Raw genomic sequence first — 26575 nt, 5'->3', positions numbered from 1 at the left:
TGAAAAAAGTGATCTATTGTTTAGAAAAAGATAATATAAAGAAAGTTTTTGGCAGATAAGCTTTACACGGGGGGCTTTGTTGCGTGGATCAGTGGTCATTCCGTTGATCGCAGGCATGACATCGAACACATTTTTTGAGTCATGCAACAACAACACTAATAAAACAGAATGAAGTTGCTTAAATACCAAAGAGTTAAAATTATCATGCTTCTTTAGAATTAAAAAACTATTTGTTATTGCAATTTTTTAATTTTTGCTTTAATTATAATCAACTATTATTAACAAAAATAAGAAATGACTTTTATGGAAGATTTAAGCTCTTGGAAAGAAAAGTTTGAAGTTTGCGTTTACGCTAAAAAACTATTAGACAAAATCGAATATTTAAACGCTAAAATAAAAAATCCTGTTGATATAGAAGAAGTTAAAAAAGGTATCTACTATGCTCGCAAGTATCACAGCTCACAAATGCGTCAATCAGGCGATCCTTATTACTCTCATCCGATTGAAGTAGCAATTATGCTCGCAGAGTTTATAGCCGAAGAAGCTCCTAAGCTTTATAACGCTATTATGCTGCAAGCTGCTTTACTGCATGATACTATTGAAGATACAGAACTTACCGAAGAAATGATCACCGCAATTTTTGGACCGGAAGTAGCAAAGCACGTAGAGGGTTTAACTAGAATAAAACCTTACGGAAAAATAAGTAGCGAGGAAAGTTTAAATCTATTAATCAAACAAAAAAAACATGATACAGCTCTTATAAAACTCTTTGATAGAATCCATAATATACAAACATTAGGAGCTAAGTCAGCTGAAAAGGCTAGGAAAATAATTGAAGAGACACTAAAAAAGTTTTTAATTTTAAGTATGTATTTAGGAACACCAAAAATAAAAAATAAATTGTTAGAACTATGTTTAAAAAAATTAGAAGATAATGATGTTATTTCTAAAAGTAGTTCTGACTTTTCCTTTCTAACTGCTCAAAATGCAGTAACCCGTATCCGTAACCTATACTTATCGGAATCGCAATAAATAATACTCCCCAGTGACCAAAATAATTTACTAAATATATCATACCAAACGAAGTAACCATGTGTATTAAAGCACGAGATAAGGCGTATAAAAAGCTCGAATAAGTGAATCTTTTGAAAACCGGGAAATGTTTAAAGAAAATTGGTATAGCAGGAACATCCCCTAAGCCAATAACAGCTAGCGTTAACTGAATAATAAATAATTCTGTAGGAGAAGTGATATTATTTAGTAAATGCGGAATAATAACAATAAATAATGAAAATATAGCTAAAAATCCTTTAAGAATCTTTAAAGGATGTATTATACCGCTTAAGTAACATCTAAGGACTACACCTAATCCAAACTGCATTATAGATACAAAGAAATTATGAGTTATAACTTGTTCAGCAGTATAATGAAAAGTATCTTTCAAAATATTGCTACAATAGAAAAATACAAGATAAAAAGTGACAGGCCATGAGCATTGAATTAGAAAATATGATAAAGATGTCTTCCAGTGAACTTTTTCTTTCCAAATCGGATCATTTTCAAGTAATTTTATATCCATATTAGCTTTACTAAAGCTATTTTTAACTTGTTGTTTAGCATCTATAAAATCCCTAGTTTCGCGTAAACGGGTTCTAGCATAAACTCCTGTTATAGCAATTACTGTTCCTATAAAAAAAGCTATACGCCAGTTAAATCCAAAGTGAGTAATTAATGAAGCTAGCCCTAATGCTGCAACCCCTCCAAGTACTGAAAAACAAGCAATCAATGCTACAATTGGATATTGTTTAGGAGGTGATATTATTTCTGTAAGATAAAGCTCCGCTCCTATTAACTCGCCTAGAGACGACATGCCTTGAATAATACGACATATTGTAACGATCCAAGTAGCAGTAATTCCTATTTGGGTATAAGTAGGTAATCCAGCCATAATAGCACAAGAAATAGCCATTAAAATTGTAGTTATAATTACTGTAGATTGACGCCCATATTTATCACCCATCCACCCGAATAATAAAGCACCAAAAGGTCTAAAAACAAATGTAGAACAAAAAGCACTAGTAGAATATACAGCAGCAGTTTTAGTATCAGCTTTTGGAAAAAATAACTCATTAAGAAGTACTGTCATATGTACATAAATCATTAAATCAAAATACTCAAGGAAAGTTCCTAAAGATAATATTCCAACAGCTTCTTTTTGTTCTCTTGTTAACCTTCTCTGTTCTTTCTCATAGCCGAGCATCAATTCTTTATAAAAAATTAAATTGTAAAAAAATGCTATACTGTTTTATATAAAAGTCAATAGGAAATTTTGCTTTATACGATACATAAGAAAGTGAAGTACAACTTATTATTAATTTATGTTATCAATTTTATAAATATAATTGAACTAGTTTAAAGCGGTATGTCCGTGTACCTGAGCATTCATCACAAGCCCAAAGCCGATTAGCATGGATGTGATCATTGTTCCGCCGTAAGAAATAAACGGTAAAGGTACGCCTACTACGGGGAGTAAGCCCATAACCATAGCTATATTAATAAATACATGGCTAAATAAAATTGAAGTAATACCTATTACCATTAATTTACTAAAAATCTCTCGGCAATTTGCAGCAATTAATAAAGAAATAGTTATAAGTGCAAAATATAATATTAGTAAAAACATTCCTCCTATAAAGCCGAATTCTTCAGCAAAGGTAGCAAAGATAAAGTCTGTTTGATGTTCGGGAAGAAAATCTAAATGGCTTTGGCTACCTTGATTTAAACCGCGTCCAAATAGGCTACCTGAACCTATAGCGATTTTAGACTGAATAATATTATAACTAGCACCGAGCGGATCATGTTCGGGATCTAAAAAAACCATTACCCGTTTTTTTTGATAATTATACATCATATTCCAAGCAATAGGCAGGCTAATAAGAGCAGCAAGACCTAGCATTATAAAATATTTTATTCTAAAACCTGCTGTAAAAAATATAATTGCCGAAACAATTAAGACAATCATCCCTGTACCGAGATCCGGCTCTCTAATTATTAGAAAAGCCGGTATTAAAACTCCTATAATCGGTATGATAATTTTGTGAAATTTTGTAAGATCATCAATTGTTAGTGAATGGAAATATCTAGCAAGCATTAGTACAACGGCGATTTTTATCGGTTCGGAAGGTTGAAGCTTAACTATACCGATATCGATCCATCTTTTACCGCCCATGGCAGTTGAGCCGAAAAGCTCCACGGCTACTAATAAAGCTAGCACGCAAAAATAGAAGATATACGAGAACCTAAATATTATTCGTAAATCAATTAATGCAATAATAATAGCTAAAGGCAAGAATATACAAAAATTTATAATTTGTTTGTAAGCCCAGGGCTGCAAATTACTATTTGCTGCAGAATAAAGCACAATGAAACCAATACAACAAATTAAGCTAATTAGTAAAATTAAAGTAATCGGTAATTTTTGTAATTGTTCTAGATAATTTTTATGCATTGTTTTTTATATTTATTTTGTCATACCGTGGAGGAAGTCGGCATTGTCTGTGTAGATCGGTTTCACCACTGTCACCCCGTGGCTTGTCCACGGGGTCTAGTTAAATATTAATAATATTAGTATTTTTTAGTTGTTTTACTGGATACTGTGGATAAGCCACGGGGTGACACCGAATGCGTTTTTTGGTCCATGCAACAACACCCGCTTGCAATGACGTTTATTTATCCAAAATCTCTAAACCCCCACATTAAACACTTTAAAAATAAATACTAATTCGTCGGCTGCCTCTTTCAGATAATCAAAACGACCGGCAGAACCTTTATGACCCGTATCCATATTTATTTTTAATAATAATGGATTATTGTCCGTTTTTAGTTCTCGTAATTTTGCTACCCATTTAGCAGGTTCCCAGTAACCTACACGTGGGTCGGATATACCGCAAGTAATGAATAGAGCAGGGTAGTTTTGTGCTTTTACGTTATCATAAGGGGAATATGATTTAATATATTCAAAATATTCTTTCTCTTTCGGATTACCCCACTCATTATATTCCAAGAGAGTTAACGGTAAGCTTTCGTCAAGCATGGTACTCAGCACGTCTACAAACGGCACATGAGCGATTGCTGCTCTATAAATTTCCGATTTTTCGTTGAGTACATAACCTATTAACATACCTCCGGCACTACCGCCCATTATTACTATATTGTTGTTACTTGTATATTGCTCATTAATTAAAGCTCTACTACAAGCTATGAAGTCTTCAAATGTTCTTTTTTTGGTTAAAAACTTAGCAGCTTCATACCAATCATGACCTAGATCATCGCTGCCTCTAATATGAGCAACTGCGTAAATAAAGCCACGATCGGCAAGCGTTACTGCCGTATTTTTAAAATTGACAGGCATGCTAATCCCGTAAGCTCCGTATCCCATTAAATATAAAGGATTTGAGCCGTCTTTTTTAAATAAAGATTTTTTGTAGAATAAAGTAATCGGTACTTTGACATCTTCATTATCTGCAAATATTCTCTCTACTTTATACTCCTCCGGATTAAAGCCTGAAGGTATTTCTTGGCTCTTTAATATCGTTAATTTATCGTTATCAAAATCGTAGCTATAAGTGGTATTTGGTCTTGCTAGAGAAGAGTAATTTACTCTAATATCGTCTTCCTCAAAGTTTGTAGAAAAACTATTTGCTTGGAAACTTTCGTCGGGAAAATGAGTTATGTTTTCTTGTAGATCTTTAAATCGCTTTATTTTAATTAGCGGTAAACCTTGGTCACGATAATTTAAGATTAAATAATTATTTGTAACATCAAAGCTTTTTAAATATTTGTCCTGTTCTTCCTTAATATAAATATCTTCCCAGTTAGTATTTTCAAAATTATTTACTGGCAGTTTTACAACATGGAAATTTTTAGCTTTATAATTAGTTTTAATATAAAAATAATCGCCATTATGTTCTATTTCATAGAATATTTTATTTTCTGCAGCTCGTACTAATTTAGGAGTGAAATTATCATCCTGCATAGAAATTACGTAAATTTCATTTTCATTATGATCGCCTGAATTTATAAAAATATATTTACTACTTGCTGATTTCTCACAGCTGATAAAATGAAGAGGATTTTTTACCTTAAATATTAATTTATCTTGAGTAGAATCTTCGCCTAAACGATGAAACATTACCTTGTCCCAGCGTTGATTCTCATTAATAGTAATATAGAAAAAGCCGTTTAATTTTTCATGCCAAATTATAGTAGGTGCGATTTCCTTTACTTCATCAGGTAAGTAGTTTTGTTCTTTAAGACTGTATATTTTGATATTGTATTGCTCATTACCTGTAAAATTAACGCTATAAGCCATTAAATTTTGATCAGGTGACATTGCGACTTTGGCAACATCGGTAAAACTGCCGTTTGGAGCAAGAAGGTTAACATCTAATATTACTTCTTCTCCTGCTTCCATGCTTTGATATTTTCTGCAATATATCGGATAATTTTTATCACCCTCTACTCTATGGTAATAGTAATAATCTTTTTTCTTAACATAAACTGACTCATCGTCTAATTTGACCCGTCCTTTTAATTCTTCAAAAATCTTTTCCTTATCCTTTTGCAGATCGGCAAAGAAATTTCTGGTATATTTATTCTCGGTCTTTAAGTAATCTAAAATTTTAGAGCCTTCGACATTTGGCCACCTCGGATCACGTAGCCAGTGATAATCATCGTTTATTGTTGTTCCGTGAACTTCAAAGCTGTAATTTTGTTTATCTGTTATTGGTGGTTTCATATTGTGACTCTTCTTTTATGTCATTTCTGTGTGGATCGGGTTTTCTGTTGTCATCCTAGCTAACTTAATCGCGGGATCCAATCTTTTTTAATTTTTTACTGGATATCGTGGTCAAGCCACGGTATGACAGCAAAAAGTACTAGATTCCCGCTTTCGCGGGAATGACAAGTATATAAATCAAACTAATTAATAGGAATAATACAATAAATATAGCAGTTTGCTGATTATGCCAAGCAGATATTTTACTTAAAATATTATCCCAAATAACCTTAAAATTAAGATATTCTTCCGCATCTTCGTTATTGTCTACCGTTTCTTTATATTTATCGATACTGAAATAGATAAGTTTTTCGATATATTGGTATAGGTCAAGGTTTATGTTTGCTGTCGAAATGCGTGGTATTTTTCTAAATATTAAAGCTAATAATAGTGAGATTACAAGGATAACTAGCTTAAAGTTAGTAGTATGTGATATTTGAACAGGATAGAATAAACATACGCATAAAGTTATGATGCAGAAAGAGAGGTAGATTAAGTCCCTTAACGTCATTGCGAGAAAAAACTGTAAGTTTTGACGAAGCAATCCAGTAAAAATAGATCGGTTTTTTTCCTGGATTGCCATGCTCCTTTTAGTCGCTCGCAATGACGATAGCAAACTTTCCAACAATAACCCAAATAATACGGTACAAGTTGCTATTTTAGAAAATATAATAATATTATTTGCATCTAAAAGATCAGCAATTCCATCTTTGATATAAGAAGAGCTAATAGGCAGTATAGAGGTATATATTAATATACTAACTACAAACCCGCCTAATAGAATAGACCTCTTCAGAAACTCTACTTCTAGGGGTAATTTGTACGTCGATCCGGCACTCGAATCCTCACGTACGTTTTTGTACGCTGTGGTTCTGCGTTCCGTGTCTCCTTCAAATTTCTCCCTAAATCCTCGTTTCTGAAGAGGTCTAATAAGATTAATTTGAGTATTCTGAAGATCTTGATAATTTTTAATGTCGTACTCATCTTCTATATAAGTGAAATATAAAGCAAATAACCCGTTATATAATATATGTATGAATATAAAGCTTGTAATAAGATAAGCTATGTTTGGAGAGTTTATACTAATAGCCATTAATATAAAACCAAGCTGTGATACGGTAAGATAACATATCAATCGTTTAAGGTTTTTCTCGATTAGAGAAAATACTAACCCATAAATGATCATTGATATTCCAAAAAACTTAAGTATCTCAAGACTGCTAAATAATTTTAAAATGATAATTAAAGTAACTTTAGTAGTAAAACTTATTAAATATACAACACCGCTACTTGAAGCTATAGGATAGCAATTAACCACCCATCCGTTTACAAAAATAGCCGAGGCATTAATCAAACAACCGGCAAGTATGAATATTGCTGGTAACTCAAAATTATATACTGATTCCGTTAAAGAAATAAAAGCAGTATTACCTGTTGTTTGGATTAAAAGAGTCATACCGATTAAAATTAGCCCGCTACTGAATAAATGAGTGAGGAAATATTGACGTGCCGGTTTTATCTTTAATTGATCGCAAAAAATAATTATGCAGGCAAAAATCGTCATGAATTCAAGCGAGATTATCATGGAAATAAAATCAGCTGCAAATACGCATATAATAGAGGATAAACAGTATAAACTACCTATTAAGCATTCTAATTTTCTATTTTGGGAAATTGTATAAAGATTTAAGATAGCAGTAACAATTAGAAATGCTAAAGCTATTAATTGATTTTGAGAGCTAAGGTCAAAAGCAAGTTCAAAATTAGCTAGCGAAAGTGCAAATTGAGTGTTTTGAATAAACATTTCAATCTTTAGAAGAAACTGTTAAAACTTCTAGTCCTTGAATTCTTTTAAAGTCTTTTACATTTAAAGTTAATATCGGAAAACCTTTTGTAATAGCCGTTGCTGCAATGAGCATATCATGAATTCCTATAGTTATACGTTGTTTGTATCAATCATGAATAATACGTGCATATGTATATACTTCTTCAATACCGAAAGGCAATATAGTAAACAGACTTTTTACATATTCTATAAAAGCTAAACATTTTATACGTTTATTCTCATTATTGACTCTATCTACTCCTATTAATAGTTCAGTTAACACAATAGGGCTAATATAAGCCTGACCATAATGTGACCATTGCTTAGTACTTAACCTTTCCTCTTTCTAAAGCTATGATTATAGAAGTATCAATAATTAATCCCATCTTTCAACCAATTTTTTAATATCTTGTCTAGTATTGCGTCTTATTTCTTCGATATTTTTCATGAATTGATCGGTATCTTCAGGATCAAGGTGTGGGCCATTTTTAAAGGCTTTCTCTAAGTCTCTTACTGCTATAGAAGGCTTGGTTTCTGCAGGCGTAATTCTTGCTACTATATTATTACCTTTGTGAACGTCAAAGCTCTCGCCTTTATAGTAAACTCTATTCATAATATCTGAAAAAGAGCGTACAACTTCTGTTGCTCTAATAATTTGTGCCATATTTATCCTCAAAAATAATTACTATATTTACAGATAGCCTCTTATATATTATATGATTATATGTAAATTATGTAAATATGTTTATGTAATATAAGCTAAAAATTCTCTGATTAAGATTTGAATAAAATAAAAGAGAGTTACGGCACAGCAGCAAATTATTATACTAATTTGCATAGAGTAGGGGAGTGGTTTTGTTACGCTAGATTCTACCAAAGAAGGTTTATAAATAGAGCTTAATATTTTGAGAAGGTAAAGGCTTGAGAATATACTACTAGCTATTACGACAATCATAACGATAATTTGATTTTGTTCGCTTACAGCAAGCAATATTGAGAATTTGCTAATAAATCCGCTAAAGATAGGTATACCGATTAATGATAATGAAGAGATGGATATAATAAAAGAAATTAAAGGAAATTCTTTGGATGTACCATGTAAATTCTGTACTTGATCGGCTTTCTTTAAACTGTAAATACTTCCCATACTATAAAATAAGCAGATTTTTGTAAAAGAATGTGAAACTAAATGGAGTATTGCAGCTCCAAGTGCCTTAGGCGTTAACATGAAAGCACTAAGCAATGCGAGGCTTAATTGGTTCATAGTGGAGTAGGCGAGTATTTTTTTAATATTATCCGTGCCTAGTGCTTTGATTGAGCTGTAAAATATGCTTACTATAGGTATAAAAATTAACCAGTTAAGCTCGGCAAATATCATTTGTAAATATGATAAACCGAATATATATAATAGGATTTTGTAAATACAAAATAATCCGGTTTTAACCACTATTACGGCATGCAGTAAGCTACTAACGGGATAATGTGCAACCATTGCAGCAGGAAGCCACGAATGTACCGGAAAAATTGCAGTTTTAGCAATACCGAAAATAAACATTAATAATAAAATAATGGATTGGCTTTGAGAAAAATAATTTTCTACTAGGCTACCGCTTGCAAAATCCCCGTTACCGGTTTGAGCATAAATGATTATCACTGCCGGTAAAAATAATATTGTGGCAGAAATCATCAGAATTTTTAAATATTTGTATAACCCGCTAAGTACTATATTATTTTTGGTATGTCCTATTAAAAAAGCTGTAGAAATAGTTAAAAGCTCATAGCAAATAAACATCGTAAATAAGTTACTAGATAAGGCAATTAAAACACCGATTAGAATAGTTAAGTTAAAGCAAAATAAGAATCTGGAAGAGTGTTCTATATTATTAATAGCAAGATATTTTGGAGTGTAAAGTAAAGCACAAATCCATAAAAAGCCTATTAAGCTTAAGAAAATAAGCCCTAAAGGTTCAAGATGAAAACCTATAGAGTAATTACCGAATATATTAAATTCAAATCCTGCTCTAATACCTTTTAAAAACAACCAGTCTATAATTAAAATATTACCGAAGAAAAAAATAGCGATAGTAATAAGTAAAAAATTACGTATAAAACTATCTTTTTGAGTGGCATACGGACTGGTTAAGTTTAATGCACCAACTAGCAAAGTTGATAGAATCAAAAGACTCGGAGTAGTAAATTGTGTAATCATGGTATTATATATATTGTTCGTTGTGTCATTCCGTTGATCGCAGGAATCTAGAAAAAGCGAATTATTGTTATGCCATGGCTTGACCACGGCATCCAGTAAAAACATCAAAACAATGTACTCCCTAAGTTTTTTTTTCTAGATCCCGCTACAAGTGAGCTAGGATGACATTAAAGGTTACTGGATTCCCGCTTTCGCGGGAATGACAATAGTACCATTTTATAATGGTAAAATAATGATCCTACGGAGCTGAGTAAAATTATAACAAAATCTAATAATAGTTTTTGTCTAAATAATAATTCAAGAATATTTATTTTGATAAAAAATAATGGGCTTATGGGTAAGCCGCAACTGCAAATAATAACAATTATTATTAAAACTTTGTTAGGATTCTTTTTATAGCTTTCATTATAAGCATCTATCAAGAAAAGAGCTATTTTATTTATACTATCTGCAAGTAATAAACTTGGTAAAACTATTATACCGTTTTCGGTTACGTATAATAAAAATACGTAACCTATTTGAGTGAAACACGAATAAATTATAATATTCTTGAAGTCTTTTGCCTGGTAAGCAAAATACGGGGCTATAATAATAGTTGCTAAAGCAATAGGTCTTATAAAGTTTGTAATAGCAGTTTTAATCGTCTCATAGCCTATAATAATATAAGTAAATTTATATATTATATATATTCCTATTATAGTAGAAATCCCTGCTAAATATACTAAAGTGACTGAAGCCGTGTTATTATAAGCTCTCATCATCCAAAAATGCATAGGGAAAAAGGCAGTTTTTAAAATAGCTCCTATTAAGAAAAAACCAATAGCTATAGTGATTATACGGGAATTAGTATGTTCTTGCAAATAAGCTGCAACATCATACACATTTAAGCTACCCGTAATGCTCAGTAAAAACCCTATAGATATAAGAATAAGAGTCGCTCCGATACTACCCATTATCAAGTAATCAAAAGCTCCGATTAAAGATTTTGGATTATTACCTGAGGCTATCAGGACATAGCTACTAAGTGCCGAAATCTCTATAAATACATATAGATTAAAGAAATCGTGAGTAGCAATCATTCCTAAATAGCCGGTATGAGCAAATAATAAAATACTATAAAATAAAGATTTTCTATTATTGTTGATATATTTTAAGATAGTTCGATTAGTAATCTTATGACAAAAAACTAAAAAGAATAATAAAACCAAGTTAAGATAAATAATAATAGCTTGGTTTAGTGAATTTAGCCGATATTCTATTCCTATTTTTGAAGTCCATCCTCCCATGGTGTAAGATAGTTCTGTATTTTGTATAATGCTATATCCATAAACATTGACCAAAAGACTAGATAAAATGCAAACTACGGTAATTACTCGTGCAAAGGTAGTAAAGCGAAAAGATATTATTGAGAGTAAAGCCCCGAATAAAGGGCATAATATTTGTATGATAGGGAAATGGTTAGCTAGGATCATTTATCAAAATTAATTTCATTTTCTGATATTGTACCAAAATGTTTATAAATTTGATATATTAAACTTAAAGCTACGCTCAGAGTAGCAAACCCAACTACTATAGCAGTTAGCATTAATACATGAGGCAAAGGGCTAGTGTAAGTAGTGACGCCCTCTTGTAAAATAGGTACACCGCCTGTTTTAATTTTTCCGATACTTAAATAAAATACTAACACCGAACTTTGAAAGATTCCAAGCCCGATAATTTTATGAATATAATTACGGCTTGTAAGCATTATAAATAAGCCGCTAGTTAGTAAGATCAAGGCAAAGAAATATATTAAATGCGACATAACATTGTCATACCATGGCTTGACCACGGTATCCAAAAAAAAATTTAAAAAAGACTGGATCCTGCGATCAAGTCGCAAGATGACAGTTAGTATGCTTTGAAAGACTGATTGAATACGCATGTGATTTTTTTACCCTTACGTATAGCGAGCTTAGGAAAAACCTGTTCAAGGATCACCATATTAGGATTATCTTGAGCAAGGCGATAATTTACTAAAGATTCTCGAAGTGAATCATCTACGGCAAAAATACCGGAAATTTCAGCGTTTTTATCCCTAAATTGCAGATAAGTAAACTCGCCGTCGTCAAAAATTTTAATAGGAGCTATTTCTTCGCTGCCGCTAATATAGTAATTAAAGTTATATTTTTCAGGATGAGTAAGATCAGGACTTGCTAGGGAAGCAGAAAAAGTTTGCATATGACCGCTCATATTGTCATTTTCGTCATCCGGATAAAGAAACTTTACATTAAAGACCATTTCAGGATCACGCATATCAAGAGTTTCGGCGGCGTATAGTTCAAAGAAGTAAGTCCGTTTATTAGTAATTAAAGTCATATTAGTAGTAGCATCCGGTTCCATCGGTTTAATAAAAATCCTATGACCGGCAGGTACTATTTGCCATGAAGTAGTATCTCCCATAGAAATACTTACTATTTCCTCATCTCTTGCTAGTTCTATACTTGCTTGATAGCCGTAATATCCTGTGAATTTGAAAACATCGTCAGGGTTATAAGTCATAACTCTTAGACGTGGGTCTCGACCTAGAGGTCGTGATATAGTAAGAGCAAATACATCTAATGTAAGTATTATAAAAGTACAAAATATTATTAGTTGCTTCATATTATTTCTGATTTTTATTCCTTAATAACTTTAGCTTGTAACTAGTAACGGTAAAATTGAACGGCATATCAGGTGATGTACTTGTACTGATAGCATCCATTATAAATCCGATTCTTGCTTCCCATACCATATTTTCTAAAATTTCACCCGTACTATTTTTTGCCAATGATTCAAAAGTAACAACTGCTTCATTATCGTTTATATTGTTAATTGATAATATATTAATTGAGCGTCTATATAATTTTTGATATCTTATGACCGGTGATAATGGGTTATCAATATTCATAAAATTAGCAAATTGCATATAAACAATACTTGTAGAAGCATTTTTGATAAAGGTAAATTGTTCTTTTAATATATCGTAATTGTATTCTTCTCGTTGTTTTACATAATTCTGAAGCATAATATTTGCAACAAAAATATAAGGATTTGCTAATGTTGAATGTTTAGTATTAGTAACGGTAGCTTGTTTTTCAGCATCATCTTTTATTAAATAACTTACTTTGTCGTTTATCGGTAGCAATATATTGATATTTATACAAATTAAGGTTAATAATAAGGTAAAAATCGTGCATATTAAAAGCAGAAGACTTCTATGACTTAACGGTAAGATATACTTAAAATTATACCATTTTCTTGCATCAATAAAATATTCGCCGGATTTTATATATTCTTGTATTGCATTGGTTAATGGGTCCATAATTACTAGATTAATAGCTAATTTTATTTTGTTTTAACTCTACCATAATTATTATAATATGATTATGATTTGTTAATTTAATGTTATGTAAGCTATAGTGTATATTGTTGCTACAATACCAAATATTATTTAACTTTAAAATTAAAATAAATTAATTATAAATTAAAATTATACAATAACAATTATTGATGGTAGTTATTATGTTATACTCGCCCCACTTGAAAAATTGGCGACAATGTCTTTATAAGTCCGCAGGTAGCCACGTATTAAGTATACGCTCTGCTCCCAAGTTGCACTTCGTATTACTACTCTTTATTTACTTCAGAATATAATAGTTTACAATACTTTTTAATATTTTTTTATATTTATAAATAGATTTTTTCAAAAAATGCTTGTGAACTATTGTATAGTAAGGTAATTTTAAAATAGTAACAAGATAATTTAATAATGTATAATTAGAATGTTAAAATCATTAAAATTTCTATTAGTATTAATTATGCTTTCTCAATTATTGTCATGTACCCCTTCAGCTCCTTATGAAATTAAAAGCCCATGCGTTTCTGCTGATATAGAGGATGGATCGAGTTTAAGCGTAAATCCTTGTATAAGAAGACCGGTTAATTCAGTAAATATAGCATAAAAGTAATAGTTTTACACAATAACAATGTAATAATAAAAATACCTTTGATATGAATAATATATTTGGCTTCTTTAAATCAAGTAACAACTCGCAAAGTGGTTCAGGAGGTACACAAAATCAAGAAAGTATTAAATCGGCTAATCCTTTAAAAATTACTCAGAATTGGTATGAAGAACGATCTGATAAGTTAATTGTTCAACGTAACTTACTTATCATATTAATAATACTACTAACCATTTTTATGGTTATATCAACTTTAGTAATAGCATTTGTAGTAAAATCTAAACAGTTTGATCCTTTTGTTATTCAGCTTAATAGTAATACCGGACGTGCCTCGGTGGTAGAACCTATTTCATCACCGGTGTTAACGGCGGATGAGTCTCTTACAAGGTATTTTATAAAGAAATACATAACGGCACGGGAAACATATAATCCGGTTGATTTTACTACCTTAGCTCGTACGACAATAAGATTATTCTCAACAAGCGGTGTTTATTATAATTATCTTGGCTATATAAGAAATAAAGATTTTGATCCTACGATAAAATATAAAGAAGATAATACTACATTTTTAGTAATAAAATCATGGTCAAAAATTGCAGCCGATAAATATATAGTTAGATTTTCCGTAAATGAAACATCAGGAAGCCAATTAGTTTATAATAAAATAGCGGTAGTAAGTTATGCTTACGTGCCTATGCAATTAACAGATTCAGAACTTGATGTAAATCCGGTAGGGTTTCAAGTTAACGGATATAGGGTAGACGATGACAATAGTTAGATTTTATTTTTTAGTTTTTATATTATTAAGCGGTTTTACAGTACAACGAGAATGTCCACTTATAGATGATCCATGCAATAGTAGTAGTAATAATTATGTAGATGATTTATCTATAACTAAAGATAATAGGATAAAAACTTATATATATAATCCAAATGAAGTTTATTTATTAGTTTTGCATTTTGGCTTTCAATCGCATATAGAATTTGCTAAAAACGAAGAAATCCACAATATAATTCTTGGGGATGCTTATGCGTGGAAAATAACTCCTCTTGCAAATAGATTATTTATTAAGCCTCTTGAAAAAGATATTCGCACAAATATGACTATTATAACTAATAAAAGAACATATGAATTTGATATCGCTTCTATGGAACTTATGATGGGTAACGAAAGGGATTTAGTATATGTAATTAAATTTTACTACCCTAAGAAAAATAGTAATTACATGGCAAGGTTTTAATCGATGTCATTCCTGCCTACGGGGAAGGCATTGTTTTGCATGGATCGAAAAACGCACTCGGTGTCATACCGCGGCTTGACTACGGTATCCAGAAAAAAATTAATGTCATCCCGCAACTTGATCGCGGGGTCTCAGAACACAGTCTGTGGTAAAAGATATCATGGTCAAGCCACGGTATGACAATTTTTTAATATAAAACACTTTAACTAATATAATTTAGATATGGCTGAAGAGCAAAATAATAATACCGGTTCTTTATCAGGAGCAGATTCTCCTGAAGTACAAAGAGAATTATCAAAAGTTTCAGTTAGCTTTAATAAGAGTATTGCGATAGTAGTCATAATTTGCTGTATTTTTATATATATTTTTTATACTCTTTTTTTCGGTACTAAAAAAGAAGAAATACCGAAGACTCAGATACCGAGTAATATTGTAAAACCTGTTACGGAGGTTGATGATAATATGCCGGAGATTCCAAAATTACCTGATCCGCCTAAGCTTGAGACGCCCACCGCTCTTCCACCGCTGCCTCCTCCGGTAGTAGAAGTTCCACCGGTCTTACCTCCTACTACTCCTGTAGAAGAGAATAAAGACAAAACGCTTCCATTGCCGCCGGTTTCGTTGCCTTCGACCTCAGGAATGCTAGTTGAGAGCGATGCAGAGAAGCAACGTCGTGAAGCAAAAAGAAAATCAGCTATAGTGTTAGTTAGTGGTGTAGAGCCTAAAAAAACACCGGAACAGATTACGGCAGAAGCGACCTTTAAAGATCGCGGTGATATGTCTTTAGTTCTCGGACGCGGTAAATTAATTGATGCAGTGCTTGAGACGGCAATTAACAGTGATCTCGGCGGTGAAATAAGAGCCATTATTAGTAGAGACGTATTTTCTGAGAAAGATAAAGTTATATTGATACCGAAAGGGTCAAAAATATTCGGTAAATATGCAACCTCAACTTCATCAGACAGTTACGGTAGAGTTTCTATAATATGGGATAGAATCGATTTAACTAACGGTTATACTATAGAATTCGACTCACCTGCAGTTGATAATTTAGGTAGACCGGGACTACAAGGAAGAGTCGATAATAAATATAAAGAACAATTTGCAAATGCTGTATTACAATCCGGCTTTAATATAGGTCTTGCTAAAGTCCTTGATAAGTTAGTGCCGCCTCCTATAGATTCGCAGGCAGCGGCTACCAATAGTGCTACGGCAACACAATTATTAAATACGGCCCAAACTATCGCTGCTAATACCGGTATGGATGCAAATACTAGGATAGTTACAATTTGTACTAATATACTTGCTGCTATTACCGATAAAACTTCGACTGCTTATACTACTATGACTCAAGCATGTACAACAGCACAAACTGCTTCTTCAGCTAATACTGCTGAGCAGAGACTTCAAACCTTAGTACAGGCAGTTAATACGGCAGCTTCAAGTTTGCTTACTACTACATCTATAGCATCAACTCCGACGCAAGCACAACAAGCTTCTACTCAAGCTTTTACGGATGTGACGAATGTTGTACAAAATATGATAACTCAGCAGCAGTTTAAGCCGACGACAACGGTTAATCAAGGTACGCCGGTTAGAATATACGTTAATAAGGATTATAAATTCCCAAAAGCCGTTTTATTAAAATCGAAGGTAATGAAATGAATGAAGAATTTGCAGCCTTAGAGACGTTTTTACTTCCTTTTAAAAATTTATTTGCTGAAGACGGTATTAACGAAATTATGGTTAATAAGCCTGGAGAAGTATGGGTTGAAAAAAAAGGCGATATATATTCTAAACAAATACCGGAACTGGATAGCGAACATCTACTTTCATTAGGGCGTTTAGTCGCTCAATCTACCGAACAGATGATTTCAGAAGAAAAACCGCTGCTTTCAGCAACTTTGCCGAATGGCTACCGTATTCAAATAGTATTTCCTCCTGCTTGTGAGATAGGACAAATCATTTATTCTATAAGAAAGCCTAGCGGTATGAATCTAACTTTAGATGAATATGCTAAAATGGGGGCATTTGATGATACTGCAACAGAGAGTTTAGTAGATGAAGATGCAGTAATTTTAAATAATTTCTTAGCTGAAAAAAAGATTAAAGAATTTATTAGACATGCAGTTGTTTCAAAGAAAAATATCATAATTAGCGGTGGTACTTCAACCGGTAAAACTACTTTTACTAATGCGGCACTTACTGAAATACCTGCAATAGAAAGATTAATTACTGTAGAAGATGCTCGTGAGGTTGTGCTATCAAGCCATCCTAACAGAGTACATTTACTTGCTTCCAAAGGAGGACAGGGGCGTGCAAATGTTACTACTCAAGATTTAATAGAGGCCTGTTTGCGTTTAAGACCGGATAGAATTATAGTCGGTGAGCTTCGAGGTAAAGAAGCTTTTAGTTTTTTGCGTGCTATTAATACAGGTCACCCTGGTTCAATATCAACACTGCATGCTGATAGTCCCGCTATGGCAATTGAGCAGTTAAAGCTTATGGTTATGCAAGCAGATCTTGGTATGCCGCCTGAAGAAGTAAAGAAGTATATTTTAACCGTTGTAGATATCGTTGTGCAGTTAAAACGCAGTAGCGGTGGGAAGAGATATGTTTCAGAGGTGTACTACAAGAAGAATAAAAATGCTGAGGGGATGGTTTAAAAGCGTCATTGCGAGGAAATTACGAAGTAATTGACAAAGCCAATCTTAGACAAGATTTCTGAGATTGCCATGCTCCTTTCAGTCGCTCGCAATGACGTAAAAATTACTCCACGCAAAAACTAACGTATAGAATAAACTAGGAATATCAATTCATGGAATGGTATAAGATACTTAAAGTTACTAGGAATATATTCGGTCATGCTATAATTCATCCAGTTGTTATTTTTTGTACCATTTGGATAAGCGGTGCATTTGTTGCAATTTTTACTAATGAGGTTAGAGCTTTAGGTGTAGATATAAATGCTATAAATATTGCTTATAAGTGGGCTTATTGGCTTATTAACGTTTGGGGGCAGTTAAAAATTGCCGACTATAATTATTTAAAATTGAAGCTAATTGCATCTCTTCTTGGTCCCGCTATTGTTGTTATAATATTTTATATTAAAAATTTTGAAAGAATAAAATCATTACAATTTTTTGAGCAACCGGAAAAAGTATATGGAGATGCTAGCTGGGCTAATCCGTCAGATATAGAGGCTGCGGGTCTTAGATCCAAAAAAGGTATGTTAATAGGTGTTGATGCCGGTGGATATTTTGTTGCAGACGGGTTCCAGCATGCTTTATTATTTGCTCCTACCGGTTCAGGTAAAGGTGTGGGTTTTGTGATACCTAACCTGTTATTTTGGAGTGATTCGGTAGTAGTACATGACATAAAGCTCGAAAATCACGGTTTGACGAGCGGTTGGCGTGAGAAACAAGGTCAGAAAGTTTTTGTATGGGAACCTTCTAATCCCGATGGTGTCACTCATTGTTACAATCCGATTGATTGGGTTAGTACTAAGCCCGGGCAGATGGTTGATGACGTTCAAAAAATTTCAAATCTTATAATGCCGGAAAAGGATTTTTGGAATAATGAAGCACGAAGTTTATTTTTAGGTGTAACTTTATATTTAATAGCTGATCCTACTAAAACTAAATCTTTCGGTGAAGTAGTGCGTACCATGAGAAGTGACGACGTAGTTTATAATCTAGCGGTCGTACTCGACACTTTAGGCAGTGTAATACATCCTGTTGCATATATGAATATTGCTGCGTTTTTGCAAAAAGCCGATAAAGAGCGTTCGGGCGTAATATCTACAATGAACTCATCGCTTGAATTATGGGCAAATCCGCTTATTGATTCAGCTACTGCATCTTCTGATTTCAACATACAAGAATTTAAAAAAGTAAAAACAACCGTATATGTAGGGTTAACACCCGATAATATACAACGTTTACAAAAATTAATGCAGGTGTTTTATCAGCAGGCGACAGAATTTTTAAGCCGCAAAATGCCGGATTTAAAGGAAGAGCCGCATGGGGTAATGTTCTTACTTGATGAGTTCCCGACGCTTGGGAAGATGGATACTTTTAAAGCCGGTATAGCTTATTTTAGAGGTTATAGAGTTCGGTTATTTTTGATTATTCAAGATACGCAGCAGTTAAAAGGAACATATGAAGATGCAGGGATGAATTCTTTCTTATCTAATGCAACATATCGTATTACTTTTGCTGCTAATAACTATGAAACGGCAAATTTAATATCGCAGCTTGTTGGTAATAAGACGGTAGAACAAAGATCATTTAGTAAACCTTTATTTTTTGACCTTAATATTTCTACTAGAACCCAAAATGTTTCTCAAGTTCAAAGAGCTTTACTTTTACCTCAAGAAGTAATACAGTTACCGAGAGATGAGCAAATTGTTTTAATAGAATCCTTTCCGCCTATAAAATCTCGTAAAATTAAGTATTATGAAGATAAGTTTTTTACTAGTAGATTATTACCGCCGACTTTTATACCTACTCAAGTACCTTTTAACCCTAGGGCAAATAATAATGAGGCTTCTGAAGAGACTGAAACAACAACTGCTCCGGAAAATAATGAGTAAGATCCAAAAATGCGTTCAGCTATTATTGATATCGGTTCAAATGCTTTAAGAGCTGTAGTTTATGAAAGTGATGAGCTTGGAGCTCCGGAAATTTTTAATTATAAATTTAGAAATTATCTTACAAATTTACTTAATTTAGATAATTTAGACGTAAAACATCAAACATATTTATCTCTACAATATCTTATCCATATTTTTACTAAACTGTCCGTTACTAATATTAGATGTGTTGCAACAGCTATACTTAGGGGGCATCCTAAAGCAGATGAATTCAAAGCTATAATTAAAAAGAGATTCAATATTGATATTGAAATTATCTCAGGTGAACGTGAAGCTTATTTAACTGCTGCCGGATTAATTTCCGGTATTAGTGATGCTTTCGGTATTGTAGCCGATCTTGGCGGTGGAAGTCTTGAGCTTGCACAGATTGGAAATAAAAAAGTCGGTAAATTAAAATCATTGCCGCTTGGTACAAAAATTATTGCTAGTAGCAATTTTGGTGATGTTGGGCTGATTACTAAAATGCTAGAGGAGGAATTTGGAGCTGCACATTATCCTAATTTATATTTAATCGGCGGTGCATTACGTCTAATGAGCCGTATATACATGGAGTCTATAAATTATCCCCTTAAAAATTTACATAATTTTGAAATAAATCGTGTAGAGTTTGAGTTATATTTAGAGAAATTATCGCAAATCGATAAATTAAAGTTGAGTTATTACGAGCAGAAAGCCATAAATTATAATGCAGTTTTAGTAATAAAAGCGATGATTAAGGTATTTTCACCGGAAAAAATTATTATCTCAAATTACGGTTTAAAAGAAGGAGTAAGATTTGACTCGTTGCCGTCTCATGAAACAGAAAAAGATATTATTTATGAGAGGGTAAAGAGATTAGTAAAATTTGATAGAAATATATGTAAAATTGAAAAATATATTGAAGCAGTACAATATCTTTTAATTAATTCCGATGCCACGACTCTTATTATTATTGAACTCGCTATAATGCTAGCACAATATAATAAAAATATTGATAAAACGCTCAGAGCAAATTTTGTTTCAGCATTTATATTATCTTCAGACATTCCTTTTAGTCATAGACAGCGTCTTATGCTAGGTATTGCCCTTACAGTTACTTATACTGCTAAAACTGACATGCAGATTAATAAAATAGCTAAGAAAATGATTAGTAAAAGTGATTATTACAACAGTCATATAATCGGTTATTATATAAAAATTGCTAGAGAGATCGATGGACCGGAATTCCAAGAACCTTCTTTTTCGATTAAATTAAAAGACGATAAATTTTTACAAATTAATGCTTCAAATATCTTGCCTAAACAAGTGTTTGAAAAGGTTTGTGAACGTTTAAAAGATATAAGTTCTGCTAGAAAAAATATTAGTTATAATTTTAGTGATTAGATTTTGTTTGTGTGTTTCCTTTTATGTCCTGCCTGCGGAAGTATTGTTGCGTGGATCACTTTTCAACGTCATTGCGAGGAAAAATTGAAAATTTTGACGAAGCAATCCAGTAAAAAATGCTAATTTTAGCATTTTTTTTATTATTTTTTCTAGATTGCTATGCTCCTTTTAGTCGCTCGCAATGACGATTTGGTATCCATGCAACAACGCTCTTATGCATGATTAATTACGCTCCATCAAATGTGTCACAATTATATTCTTCACCTAGAATTTGTACTTCTTGATCTTGAGAAACCGTAGAAATTTCATGAGACTCTTTATAGTCATTTAGTAATTTCAATATTTCCGGTTTATTAGTAGCTAAGTCTAAAGGAGTCTCATTGTGTGAATTTTTTTATGAATGTTGATATCCTTATGGCTAAGTAATAATTCAGCTATTTCAGGATTATTAGAATAATAGCATAATGTAAAAGAGTATTATTATCTGTATCTTTTTCATTGATATTTGTTTTTTCTAAAGAAAGTAAATAGTTTATTATTTCTAAATTACTGCGGTAAATGCCATAAATGAAAGCATTAAATATAATTTTGGAAGTTAAAGTTTCTTGTTCTATTTTCTTCATTATATCTATTTCTTGACATAAGGCTGCCATGGTCAAAACTTCATTTCCTAGGTTTTATACATTTATAAAAGGTATAAGTTCCTTTAGTTCGTAGGCTAAGTTTTCACTTGGAGTTAATAATAATTTACCTATTTCATTATTTAATTTTATAATAGGGCTTTTGCTTAAAGCCCCTGAATCTTTTTTTAAAAGTACAACTACTAAATCTAATTCTTCTTTCTTAAATTTATCTATTTTATTGTCATTTATAAGTTTTTGTAAGGTTAAGGGGCATCCGCTAGCAATAATACATTCTAATAATTTGTAATGAGGTTTAATCTCAATATTATCTATTCTGTCTAATGCACTAGCTTCTATATAATTTACATCTATAAAACTAATTTGTCTATTTTTAAGCAGCCGTAAAATGTTTTGTCCCAATAAATCACTAGCTTTTTAGTGAGATATGTCCATTAGCTCCTGCAAGCCTTGTGCAGGATTATTCTCATAAAAGTTACGAGCAGCATCAAATAGTTTTTTTACTAGAGAAACTCCCTCATTACTTTCTTCTTCAGAATTCTTAGCGTTTAAAAGTAGAACGTATTTTTTTTCTAGATATTCTTCTAAAGCTTTTGTATCTTCAGCAGTCTTGATCCTTTCTTGATCTTTTAGGTTATTCTCATATACTTTTAATAAGTCTGTATTTTTGTTGCTTCACTAAATAGCAATGCACTAAACAGCAAAGCTTTTTCAAGATCCTCTTTGCTTTGTTCTTTCCGTTCTACGGCTTTATGCTGAGTTTCAGTTACTTTAGTTTGATATTCTTTTTCAAGTTCAGATCCAGATATTTTTGTAAAATATTCTATTTTTGTGTTAATTTCTTCTAAAGTATTATTTTTTATTAATTCTGCAGTTTCTGCACACATTTGGAGTAATTCAGCCTCAGTTAATTTTTTTAATTCTTTAAAAGTGTTTGTTAGTTCCGTTATTTCTTTTAGCTCTTCTTCGAGCTCGTTAATTAAACTTTGTGATTCTTACGGTTGAATTCTAATATTATTTAAATGATTGATTACATAGCTAATAGCAATCATATTGCTTTTTATATTGTAAAGGAAATAAATTGATTCTAAATTCCCATCGATAATTGAAAAAATTTCTTGTGCTACGAGTGATATATTTTTTTACCCCTTATCTATATTAAAATACCATATTTCGTGGTAATTTCTTGCTTCTTATAGCACGATTATTTATATATGTAAAGAAAAGATCCAAATTAATTTTAATTATTTCTATATACAAAACTTAACAAATATTAATATTTTATTAAGCTCTCTTAGTCTACCTCCCAAATCATTATATACTCTTGAAAACGTTGTTGCATGTATCATTAAACATGTTCGATGTCATTCCTGCAGAAGTGCATGGATGACACCGAATGCGTTTTTCAAGCCATGCAATAATGCCACTCCTAAAAGCCATAAATATATTAGGATTTATGATAAAAAATTATTGGAAAAAGTTTTGGAAGAATAGTACTACCAAATCACAAAATTTTATTGAACTAAACGACATTGCATACGATAATTTAAAAAGAGTCAGAGTCGGCATAGAAGCTTATCGTGAAAATGTTATAGTATATAGATGTATTAATTTAATTGCACAATCGGCGGGACATGTTCCGTGGAAAGTGCTTAAAAGTAAAACCAGAGAAATAATATCAGACCATCCGGTACATTATTTACTAAAAAGACCGAATCCTGAAAAAGCCGGAGCGGATTTTTTTAGTGAGCTAATTGCAAGCAAATTATTATTCGGTAATAGTTATATTTTATCAACTCTAGACTCGTACCCTAAAGAGATTTATTTACTACCCGCTCTTGCTACGGAACTTGTTATAGAACATAACAATTTAGTTGCTTATAAATATAAAAGTAACAAAGGTGATAGGATTTATAAGATTGATCCTATTTGCAAGGTGAGTAGAGTCTTGCATTTAAAAAACTATCATCATAGGTATCTAATTTTTCCCATCTTTTGAATTTTATAATTTCCTGATTGAAAGCTGCTAAGTTCCAATCATCATTAACTAGTATTTCAAAATTTTTACAGTTAATAGTGAGAGAATCTGAAGCAAAACCGACTACGCTACCTATAAAAGTCCGGTTAGTTAAATTTGCTATTTTGGTATAATCTCTGCCTTCTGTAGACACATATAAGGCTTTATTAATATTACTCTGTAAATAAACTGCTAGATAAGGCTGATCATTCCCCTCTACCACATTAAAAGGTAAGTCAAGTATAAATACATTTAACTTCGGTCTTTATGGTTTTCTCAAAACCGGATAGAATATTTGCAGCAGGCAAATAATAAGAAGATAAATTATCTATAACGCCTGTAACATAAGAAGTTAGAGAAAGTAATTCTTTATTCACTATTCTAATTTGGTATTTAAGTTTGTTATAATGAAGTATTAAGAAATCCCCTGGCTTAAACCCATGAAAAAGTGCAGGTATTAAGAATTTGATTACCTTGCTCTCAATAGAAGCATTTTTTAAGATTAATCCTCCTATTGTTTCTATTTCGGGCAGCGATAAGATAATAGGAATGAGCATAATTATTAAACCGATTGATAAAATTAATACTAAGCTTGCTAATAATATTTTCTTCAGGTATTTCCGTTTGCTTTAAATAACTATTATCTGAAATTTTTATTAAGCTTTCGCTGCTTAGATGCTCTAAATTACCTGCTCCTCGCTTTAGAAATTTAATTTTTTCACGTTCGCTTGCGATCATATCAAAAAAGTAAAATATTCTTAGAGAATTAATAACATCTATTGTAGATAAAATTTTATTCAAAATAAAACCGTCTACCACTTCGTCAATAGTAAAAATATCGATTTTTTGTAGGTCAATACCGCTTCTAGCAGATAGCTCAAGGATTATCTCGGCAAGACTACAAGAGCCGAATTTGCCGTTAACCCAATGTCCTTTTTCCCATAAATGATTATCGCTCCAAATATTCCCATGCGGCCATGCAGGGTAGGGACGTGCATCCCATATCCATAAGAACATTTCTTCTATATATTCTTGCGTTTGCCAATATTCTATGAAGCCTTTAATAGCTGTGCGTTGTACAGAAAAATCCGTACCTGCCGAGGAATATTTAGGGCTGCCGCCGTCCGTGCATTTAGGATCAAAGAATACGTTTGGTTGGTTTAGTGCTTTATCTATTGACGGAAAGCCAAACTCGGTAAACCATATTTTTTTCATTTTTGGCTCCCAAGCCGTTCGATTCCTGTCAGGATTATAGTGATGATTTTCCTACCAATACCCTACATTCTTCCAAGCATAAGGAGCAGATAGAGGCTGTGTATTACCGTTGCCGTCTAAATAATAATCATACCCTTCGCCTGAGTTACAACCTTTCATAATTTCTTCTTTAGTTATCTGAGAGCTTAAAGAACGAGTTAAAGGGAAATAAGCATCTATTCCGACAAAATCAATATAAGGGGAGGTAAATAACGGGTCAAATTATACCACCCGCCGCTAGTATGATGATATTCTGACCAAGCAGCGGCATAAGTAACTTGTACATTACTTCCTACTATTTCTTTTACTAAACGAGCAAGGTTTATAAGCTCGCTTACTGCCGGAAAATTATTGGCTGCATCTTTTATAGAAGTTATGCCGATCAGCTCCGAGCCGATTATAAAGCTATCTACATAATCTTTAACAAGCCTTGCATAGTGAAGAATGAAATTATTATAGCCATCTGCTTTATGAAAAAAATTATTTACTGAATTTGTAGAACCTGTAACATGCCCACGCCACGGTTTACCTGATAAGTCCATGAAAAATATTGGATAAAACATAATTTTTAAATTACGTCTTTTTAACTCGGTTAAGTAACGCACTAAACTAGCATCATTAACCGTGCCGCCGTAATTAGGGTTGTCATGCTCATCTTTAGAGATAATTTTAGCATTTGCTCTATTATAACGACCTACTTGCCAAGTACATGAATATGAGGTTAGAGGGTCGTTAAACTCTATAGCCGGCTTTATACTGCAATAGCTTATGTCTAAACTATCGCCAAACCAAGAAACTACCAGGGCTATCCATTTTATATTAGGGCAGGTGTTTTGTAGCTGATTGAGACTAAATACGCTATCCGCAATATTATAATGATTATGAGAGTTAATAGCTTCGTGATTCACAACGCCGCCGTAAGAACTTTCTTGAGTTTTATATTGTACTGCCGTATCGTAAACAAATTCGCCTGATCCCGGGATCATGTTAATGCTACTGATTAAATTTTCAACTTTTGCATCATTATTCGGTAAATAAATATTTGGTTTTCTTGTTACTTCAAATGAGAAACTCGGAATAATATTACCGAAATCTTCTAAAGGTAATTCTTCAAATACTATATAGCTAAGTGATCTAAAAGCAGGAGTTTTACCGTTACCGAGGTAGGTTTTAATTAAAGGATCGGGTAATTGCGTTTCTGAGCCTTTATATAATCTAAAATTATACTTACCTAAATTTATTACTTCATCACCCGCCCATACTCTATTAATCTCTGTAATCTCTCCCTCGCAAATACTAACTGCAAAAGAAAAGAAATAGCTATATTCAGTGAAATTAGTAACGGATTTTAAGTTATGAAAATAAGGGAAATATTCTTTATGACGGGTACTATTTTCTATCTCTTTAATTTGATCTGCCCACATTATTTTTCCGTTAACTCTTGCAGTACCAAAAATTAGTTGTATAGGTTCGCCGTAATTAGCTGTTACATATTTAAAACTTTCTTTGAAATTTTTAATATTGTCATATTCTATCGGTTCGTGATTTAG

The 26575-nt window shown here is 32.3% G+C and carries 23 protein-coding genes and 5 pseudogenes; 9 read left to right on the top strand and 19 right to left on the bottom strand.

Annotated elements, in window-relative coordinates:
- Window positions 1-303 precede the first annotated feature (303 nt).
- Complete coding sequence (locus RAS_RS04740; RefSeq protein WP_147142829.1) at window positions 304-1032, top strand: HD domain-containing protein; 729 nt, start codon at window positions 304-306, stop codon at window positions 1030-1032.
- Here RAS_RS04740 and RAS_RS04735 read toward each other — a convergent pair.
- The 12 genes and pseudogenes from RAS_RS04735 to RAS_RS04680 all read right to left on the bottom strand — a co-directional run bounded on the left by RAS_RS04735 (window position 947) and on the right by RAS_RS04680 (window position 13213).
- Complete coding sequence (locus RAS_RS04735; RefSeq protein WP_147144052.1) at window positions 947-2260, bottom strand: MFS transporter; 1314 nt, start codon at window positions 2258-2260, stop codon at window positions 947-949. The genes RAS_RS04740 and RAS_RS04735 overlap by 86 nt on opposite strands.
- A gap of 147 nt (window positions 2261-2407) precedes the next feature.
- Window positions 2408-3508: a rod shape-determining protein RodA gene (gene rodA, locus RAS_RS04730; RefSeq protein ID WP_147142826.1), complete on the bottom strand. Its 1101-nt coding sequence runs from the start codon at window positions 3506-3508 to the stop codon at window positions 2408-2410.
- 234 nt (window positions 3509-3742) lie between these two features.
- Window positions 3743-5797: a S9 family peptidase gene (locus RAS_RS04725; RefSeq protein ID WP_147142823.1), complete on the bottom strand. Its 2055-nt coding sequence runs from the start codon at window positions 5795-5797 to the stop codon at window positions 3743-3745.
- Window positions 5798-5936: 139 nt separating this feature from the next.
- Window positions 5937-6620 (bottom strand): annotated as a pseudogene (locus tag RAS_RS10760) (cation:proton antiporter); the annotation flags it as partial.
- Window positions 6621-6767: 147 nt separating this feature from the next.
- Window positions 6768-7640: pseudogene (locus RAS_RS10750) on the bottom strand (proton-conducting transporter transmembrane domain-containing protein); the annotation flags it as partial.
- A 1-nt stretch (window position 7641) separates the two neighbouring features.
- A pseudogene (gene vapC, locus RAS_RS09840) lies at window positions 7642-8047 on the bottom strand (ribonuclease VapC).
- The gene (gene vapB / locus RAS_RS04705; RefSeq protein ID WP_147142817.1) at window positions 8038-8325 is read right to left on the bottom strand and encodes a type II toxin-antitoxin system antitoxin VapB; all 288 of its coding nucleotides are present in this window, start codon (window positions 8323-8325) and stop codon (window positions 8038-8040) included. The pseudogene vapC and the gene vapB overlap by 10 nt, the downstream one beginning before the upstream one ends.
- Before the next feature lie 81 nt (window positions 8326-8406).
- Window positions 8407-9870: a proton-conducting transporter transmembrane domain-containing protein gene (locus RAS_RS04700; protein WP_147142814.1), complete on the bottom strand. Its 1464-nt coding sequence runs from the start codon at window positions 9868-9870 to the stop codon at window positions 8407-8409.
- A gap of 167 nt (window positions 9871-10037) precedes the next feature.
- Window positions 10038-11342 (bottom strand): proton-conducting transporter transmembrane domain-containing protein, encoded by a 1305-nt coding sequence (locus RAS_RS04695; RefSeq protein WP_147142809.1) that lies wholly within the window; start codon window positions 11340-11342, stop codon window positions 10038-10040.
- Entirely contained in the window at window positions 11339-11674 is a 336-nt protein-coding gene (locus RAS_RS04690) for a Na+/H+ antiporter subunit C (protein WP_010423485.1), read from the bottom strand. Before RAS_RS04690 ends, RAS_RS04695 begins: the two co-directional genes overlap by 4 nt.
- Window positions 11675-11760: 86 nt before the next feature.
- On the bottom strand, window positions 11761-12513 hold the full coding sequence (virB9, locus tag RAS_RS04685; RefSeq protein WP_147142802.1) for a P-type conjugative transfer protein VirB9: 753 nt from the start codon (window positions 12511-12513) through the stop codon (window positions 11761-11763).
- 1 nt (window position 12514) lies between these two features.
- A complete protein-coding gene (locus RAS_RS04680; RefSeq protein WP_147142800.1) occupies window positions 12515-13213 on the bottom strand; it encodes a VirB8 family type IV secretion system protein in 699 nt (232 codons plus the stop codon).
- A 460-nt stretch (window positions 13214-13673) separates the two neighbouring features.
- On the opposite strand from RAS_RS04680, the gene RAS_RS04675 reads away from it, so the two are divergent.
- The 7 genes from RAS_RS04675 to RAS_RS04640 all read left to right on the top strand — a co-directional run bounded on the left by RAS_RS04675 (window position 13674) and on the right by RAS_RS04640 (window position 21113).
- Window positions 13674-13853 (top strand): DUF2706 domain-containing protein, encoded by a 180-nt coding sequence (locus tag RAS_RS04675; RefSeq protein WP_010423481.1) that lies wholly within the window; start codon window positions 13674-13676, stop codon window positions 13851-13853.
- Window positions 13854-13902: 49 nt separating this feature from the next.
- Window positions 13903-14634: a VirB8 family type IV secretion system protein gene (locus RAS_RS04670; RefSeq protein WP_147142797.1), complete on the top strand. Its 732-nt coding sequence runs from the start codon at window positions 13903-13905 to the stop codon at window positions 14632-14634.
- Window positions 14621-15097: a TrbG/VirB9 family P-type conjugative transfer protein gene (locus RAS_RS04665; protein ID WP_147142794.1), complete on the top strand. Its 477-nt coding sequence runs from the start codon at window positions 14621-14623 to the stop codon at window positions 15095-15097. Before RAS_RS04670 ends, RAS_RS04665 begins: the two co-directional genes overlap by 14 nt.
- A 222-nt stretch (window positions 15098-15319) precedes the next feature.
- Window positions 15320-16762 (top strand): TraB/TrbI/VirB10 family type IV secretion system protein, encoded by a 1443-nt coding sequence (locus tag RAS_RS04655; RefSeq protein WP_147142791.1) that lies wholly within the window; start codon window positions 15320-15322, stop codon window positions 16760-16762.
- Window positions 16759-17763, top strand: a complete 1005-nt coding sequence (gene virB11, locus RAS_RS04650) for a P-type DNA transfer ATPase VirB11 (RefSeq protein WP_147142788.1) — start codon at window positions 16759-16761, stop codon at window positions 17761-17763. Before RAS_RS04655 ends, virB11 begins: the two co-directional genes overlap by 4 nt.
- A 152-nt stretch (window positions 17764-17915) precedes the next feature.
- Window positions 17916-19691, top strand: a complete 1776-nt coding sequence (locus RAS_RS04645; protein WP_147142785.1) for a type IV secretory system conjugative DNA transfer family protein — start codon at window positions 17916-17918, stop codon at window positions 19689-19691.
- A 9-nt stretch (window positions 19692-19700) separates the two neighbouring features.
- Window positions 19701-21113, top strand: coding sequence for a Ppx/GppA phosphatase family protein (locus RAS_RS04640; RefSeq protein ID WP_147142782.1), 1413 nt, complete (start codon window positions 19701-19703; stop codon window positions 21111-21113).
- A 434-nt stretch (window positions 21114-21547) separates the two neighbouring features.
- On the opposite strand, the gene RAS_RS04635 is transcribed toward RAS_RS04640, so the two are convergent.
- The 3 genes from RAS_RS04635 to RAS_RS04625 all read right to left on the bottom strand — a co-directional run bounded on the left by RAS_RS04635 (window position 21548) and on the right by RAS_RS04625 (window position 22641).
- Complete coding sequence (locus RAS_RS04635; protein ID WP_010423474.1) at window positions 21548-21766, bottom strand: ankyrin repeat domain-containing protein; 219 nt, start codon at window positions 21764-21766, stop codon at window positions 21548-21550.
- Between the two features lie 24 nt (window positions 21767-21790).
- Window positions 21791-22156: a hypothetical protein gene (locus RAS_RS04630; protein WP_147142779.1), complete on the bottom strand. Its 366-nt coding sequence runs from the start codon at window positions 22154-22156 to the stop codon at window positions 21791-21793.
- A gap of 248 nt (window positions 22157-22404) precedes the next feature.
- Window positions 22405-22641, bottom strand: coding sequence for a hypothetical protein (locus tag RAS_RS04625; RefSeq protein ID WP_147142776.1), 237 nt, complete (start codon window positions 22639-22641; stop codon window positions 22405-22407).
- A 569-nt stretch (window positions 22642-23210) separates the two neighbouring features.
- Between RAS_RS04625 and RAS_RS04620 the strand changes: the two are divergent.
- Window positions 23211-23732: pseudogene (locus RAS_RS04620) on the top strand (phage portal protein); the annotation flags it as partial.
- Between the two features lie 275 nt (window positions 23733-24007).
- Here RAS_RS04620 and RAS_RS08610 read toward each other — a convergent pair.
- The 4 genes and pseudogenes from RAS_RS08610 to RAS_RS04610 all read right to left on the bottom strand — a co-directional run bounded on the left by RAS_RS08610 (window position 24008) and on the right by RAS_RS04610 (window position 26449).
- Window positions 24008-24148, bottom strand: a complete 141-nt coding sequence (locus RAS_RS08610) for a hypothetical protein (RefSeq protein WP_172616131.1) — start codon at window positions 24146-24148, stop codon at window positions 24008-24010.
- 103 nt (window positions 24149-24251) lie between these two features.
- Window positions 24252-24590 carry a phage tail protein gene (locus tag RAS_RS11325; protein ID WP_458693527.1) on the bottom strand — a complete coding sequence of 113 codons (339 nt, stop codon included), beginning with the start codon at window positions 24588-24590 and terminating at the stop codon, window positions 24252-24254.
- 165 nt (window positions 24591-24755) lie between these two features.
- Window positions 24756-25013 (bottom strand): annotated as a pseudogene (locus tag RAS_RS11320) (baseplate megatron protein TIM-barrel domain-containing protein); the annotation flags it as partial.
- Between the two features lie 188 nt (window positions 25014-25201).
- Window positions 25202-26449, bottom strand: a complete 1248-nt coding sequence (locus tag RAS_RS04610; RefSeq protein ID WP_147142768.1) for a baseplate megatron protein TIM-barrel domain-containing protein — start codon at window positions 26447-26449, stop codon at window positions 25202-25204.
- Window positions 26450-26575 lie beyond the last annotated feature (126 nt).

Origin of the sequence: Rickettsia asiatica (genome assembly GCF_007989425.1) — a bacterium.
GTDB lineage: Bacteria > Pseudomonadota > Alphaproteobacteria > Rickettsiales > Rickettsiaceae > Rickettsia > Rickettsia helvetica.
The sequence above is the reverse complement of the archived record's forward strand: the minus strand, read 5'-3'. Positions and strand labels throughout refer to the sequence as shown.

Bases quoted from the DNA above. Each gene is read 5' to 3' on its own strand.
- RAS_RS04610 (WP_147142768.1), bottom strand. From the start codon at position 26,449: ATGTGGGCAGATCAAATTAAAGAGATAGAAAATAGTACCCGTCATAAA.
- RAS_RS04700 (WP_147142814.1), bottom strand. From the start codon at position 9,870: ATGATTACACAATTTACTACTCCGAGTCTTTTGATTCTATCAACTTTG.
- RAS_RS04725 (WP_147142823.1), bottom strand. From the start codon at position 5,797: ATGAAACCACCAATAACAGATAAACAAAATTACAGCTTTGAAGTTCAC.
- RAS_RS04655 (WP_147142791.1), top strand. From the start codon at position 15,320: ATGGCTGAAGAGCAAAATAATAATACCGGTTCTTTATCAGGAGCAGAT.
- RAS_RS04740 (WP_147142829.1), top strand. From the start codon at position 304: ATGGAAGATTTAAGCTCTTGGAAAGAAAAGTTTGAAGTTTGCGTTTAC.
- virB11 (WP_147142788.1), top strand. From the start codon at position 16,759: ATGAATGAAGAATTTGCAGCCTTAGAGACGTTTTTACTTCCTTTTAAA.
- RAS_RS04645 (WP_147142785.1), top strand. From the start codon at position 17,916: ATGGAATGGTATAAGATACTTAAAGTTACTAGGAATATATTCGGTCAT.
- rodA (WP_147142826.1), bottom strand. From the start codon at position 3,508: ATGCATAAAAATTATCTAGAACAATTACAAAAATTACCGATTACTTTA.
- RAS_RS04635 (WP_010423474.1), bottom strand. From the start codon at position 21,766: ATGGCAGCCTTATGTCAAGAAATAGATATAATGAAGAAAATAGAACAA.
- RAS_RS04680 (WP_147142800.1), bottom strand. From the start codon at position 13,213: ATGGACCCATTAACCAATGCAATACAAGAATATATAAAATCCGGCGAA.
- virB9 (WP_147142802.1), bottom strand. From the start codon at position 12,513: ATGAAGCAACTAATAATATTTTGTACTTTTATAATACTTACATTAGAT.
- RAS_RS04625 (WP_147142776.1), bottom strand. From the start codon at position 22,641: ATGTGTGCAGAAACTGCAGAATTAATAAAAAATAATACTTTAGAAGAA.
- RAS_RS04675 (WP_010423481.1), top strand. From the start codon at position 13,674: ATGTTAAAATCATTAAAATTTCTATTAGTATTAATTATGCTTTCTCAA.
- RAS_RS04665 (WP_147142794.1), top strand. From the start codon at position 14,621: ATGACAATAGTTAGATTTTATTTTTTAGTTTTTATATTATTAAGCGGT.
- RAS_RS04735 (WP_147144052.1), bottom strand. From the start codon at position 2,260: ATGCTCGGCTATGAGAAAGAACAGAGAAGGTTAACAAGAGAACAAAAA.
- vapB (WP_147142817.1), bottom strand. From the start codon at position 8,325: ATGGCACAAATTATTAGAGCAACAGAAGTTGTACGCTCTTTTTCAGAT.
- RAS_RS04670 (WP_147142797.1), top strand. From the start codon at position 13,903: ATGAATAATATATTTGGCTTCTTTAAATCAAGTAACAACTCGCAAAGT.
- RAS_RS04690 (WP_010423485.1), bottom strand. From the start codon at position 11,674: ATGTCGCATTTAATATATTTCTTTGCCTTGATCTTACTAACTAGCGGC.
- RAS_RS04695 (WP_147142809.1), bottom strand. From the start codon at position 11,342: ATGATCCTAGCTAACCATTTCCCTATCATACAAATATTATGCCCTTTA.
- RAS_RS04640 (WP_147142782.1), top strand. From the start codon at position 19,701: ATGCGTTCAGCTATTATTGATATCGGTTCAAATGCTTTAAGAGCTGTA.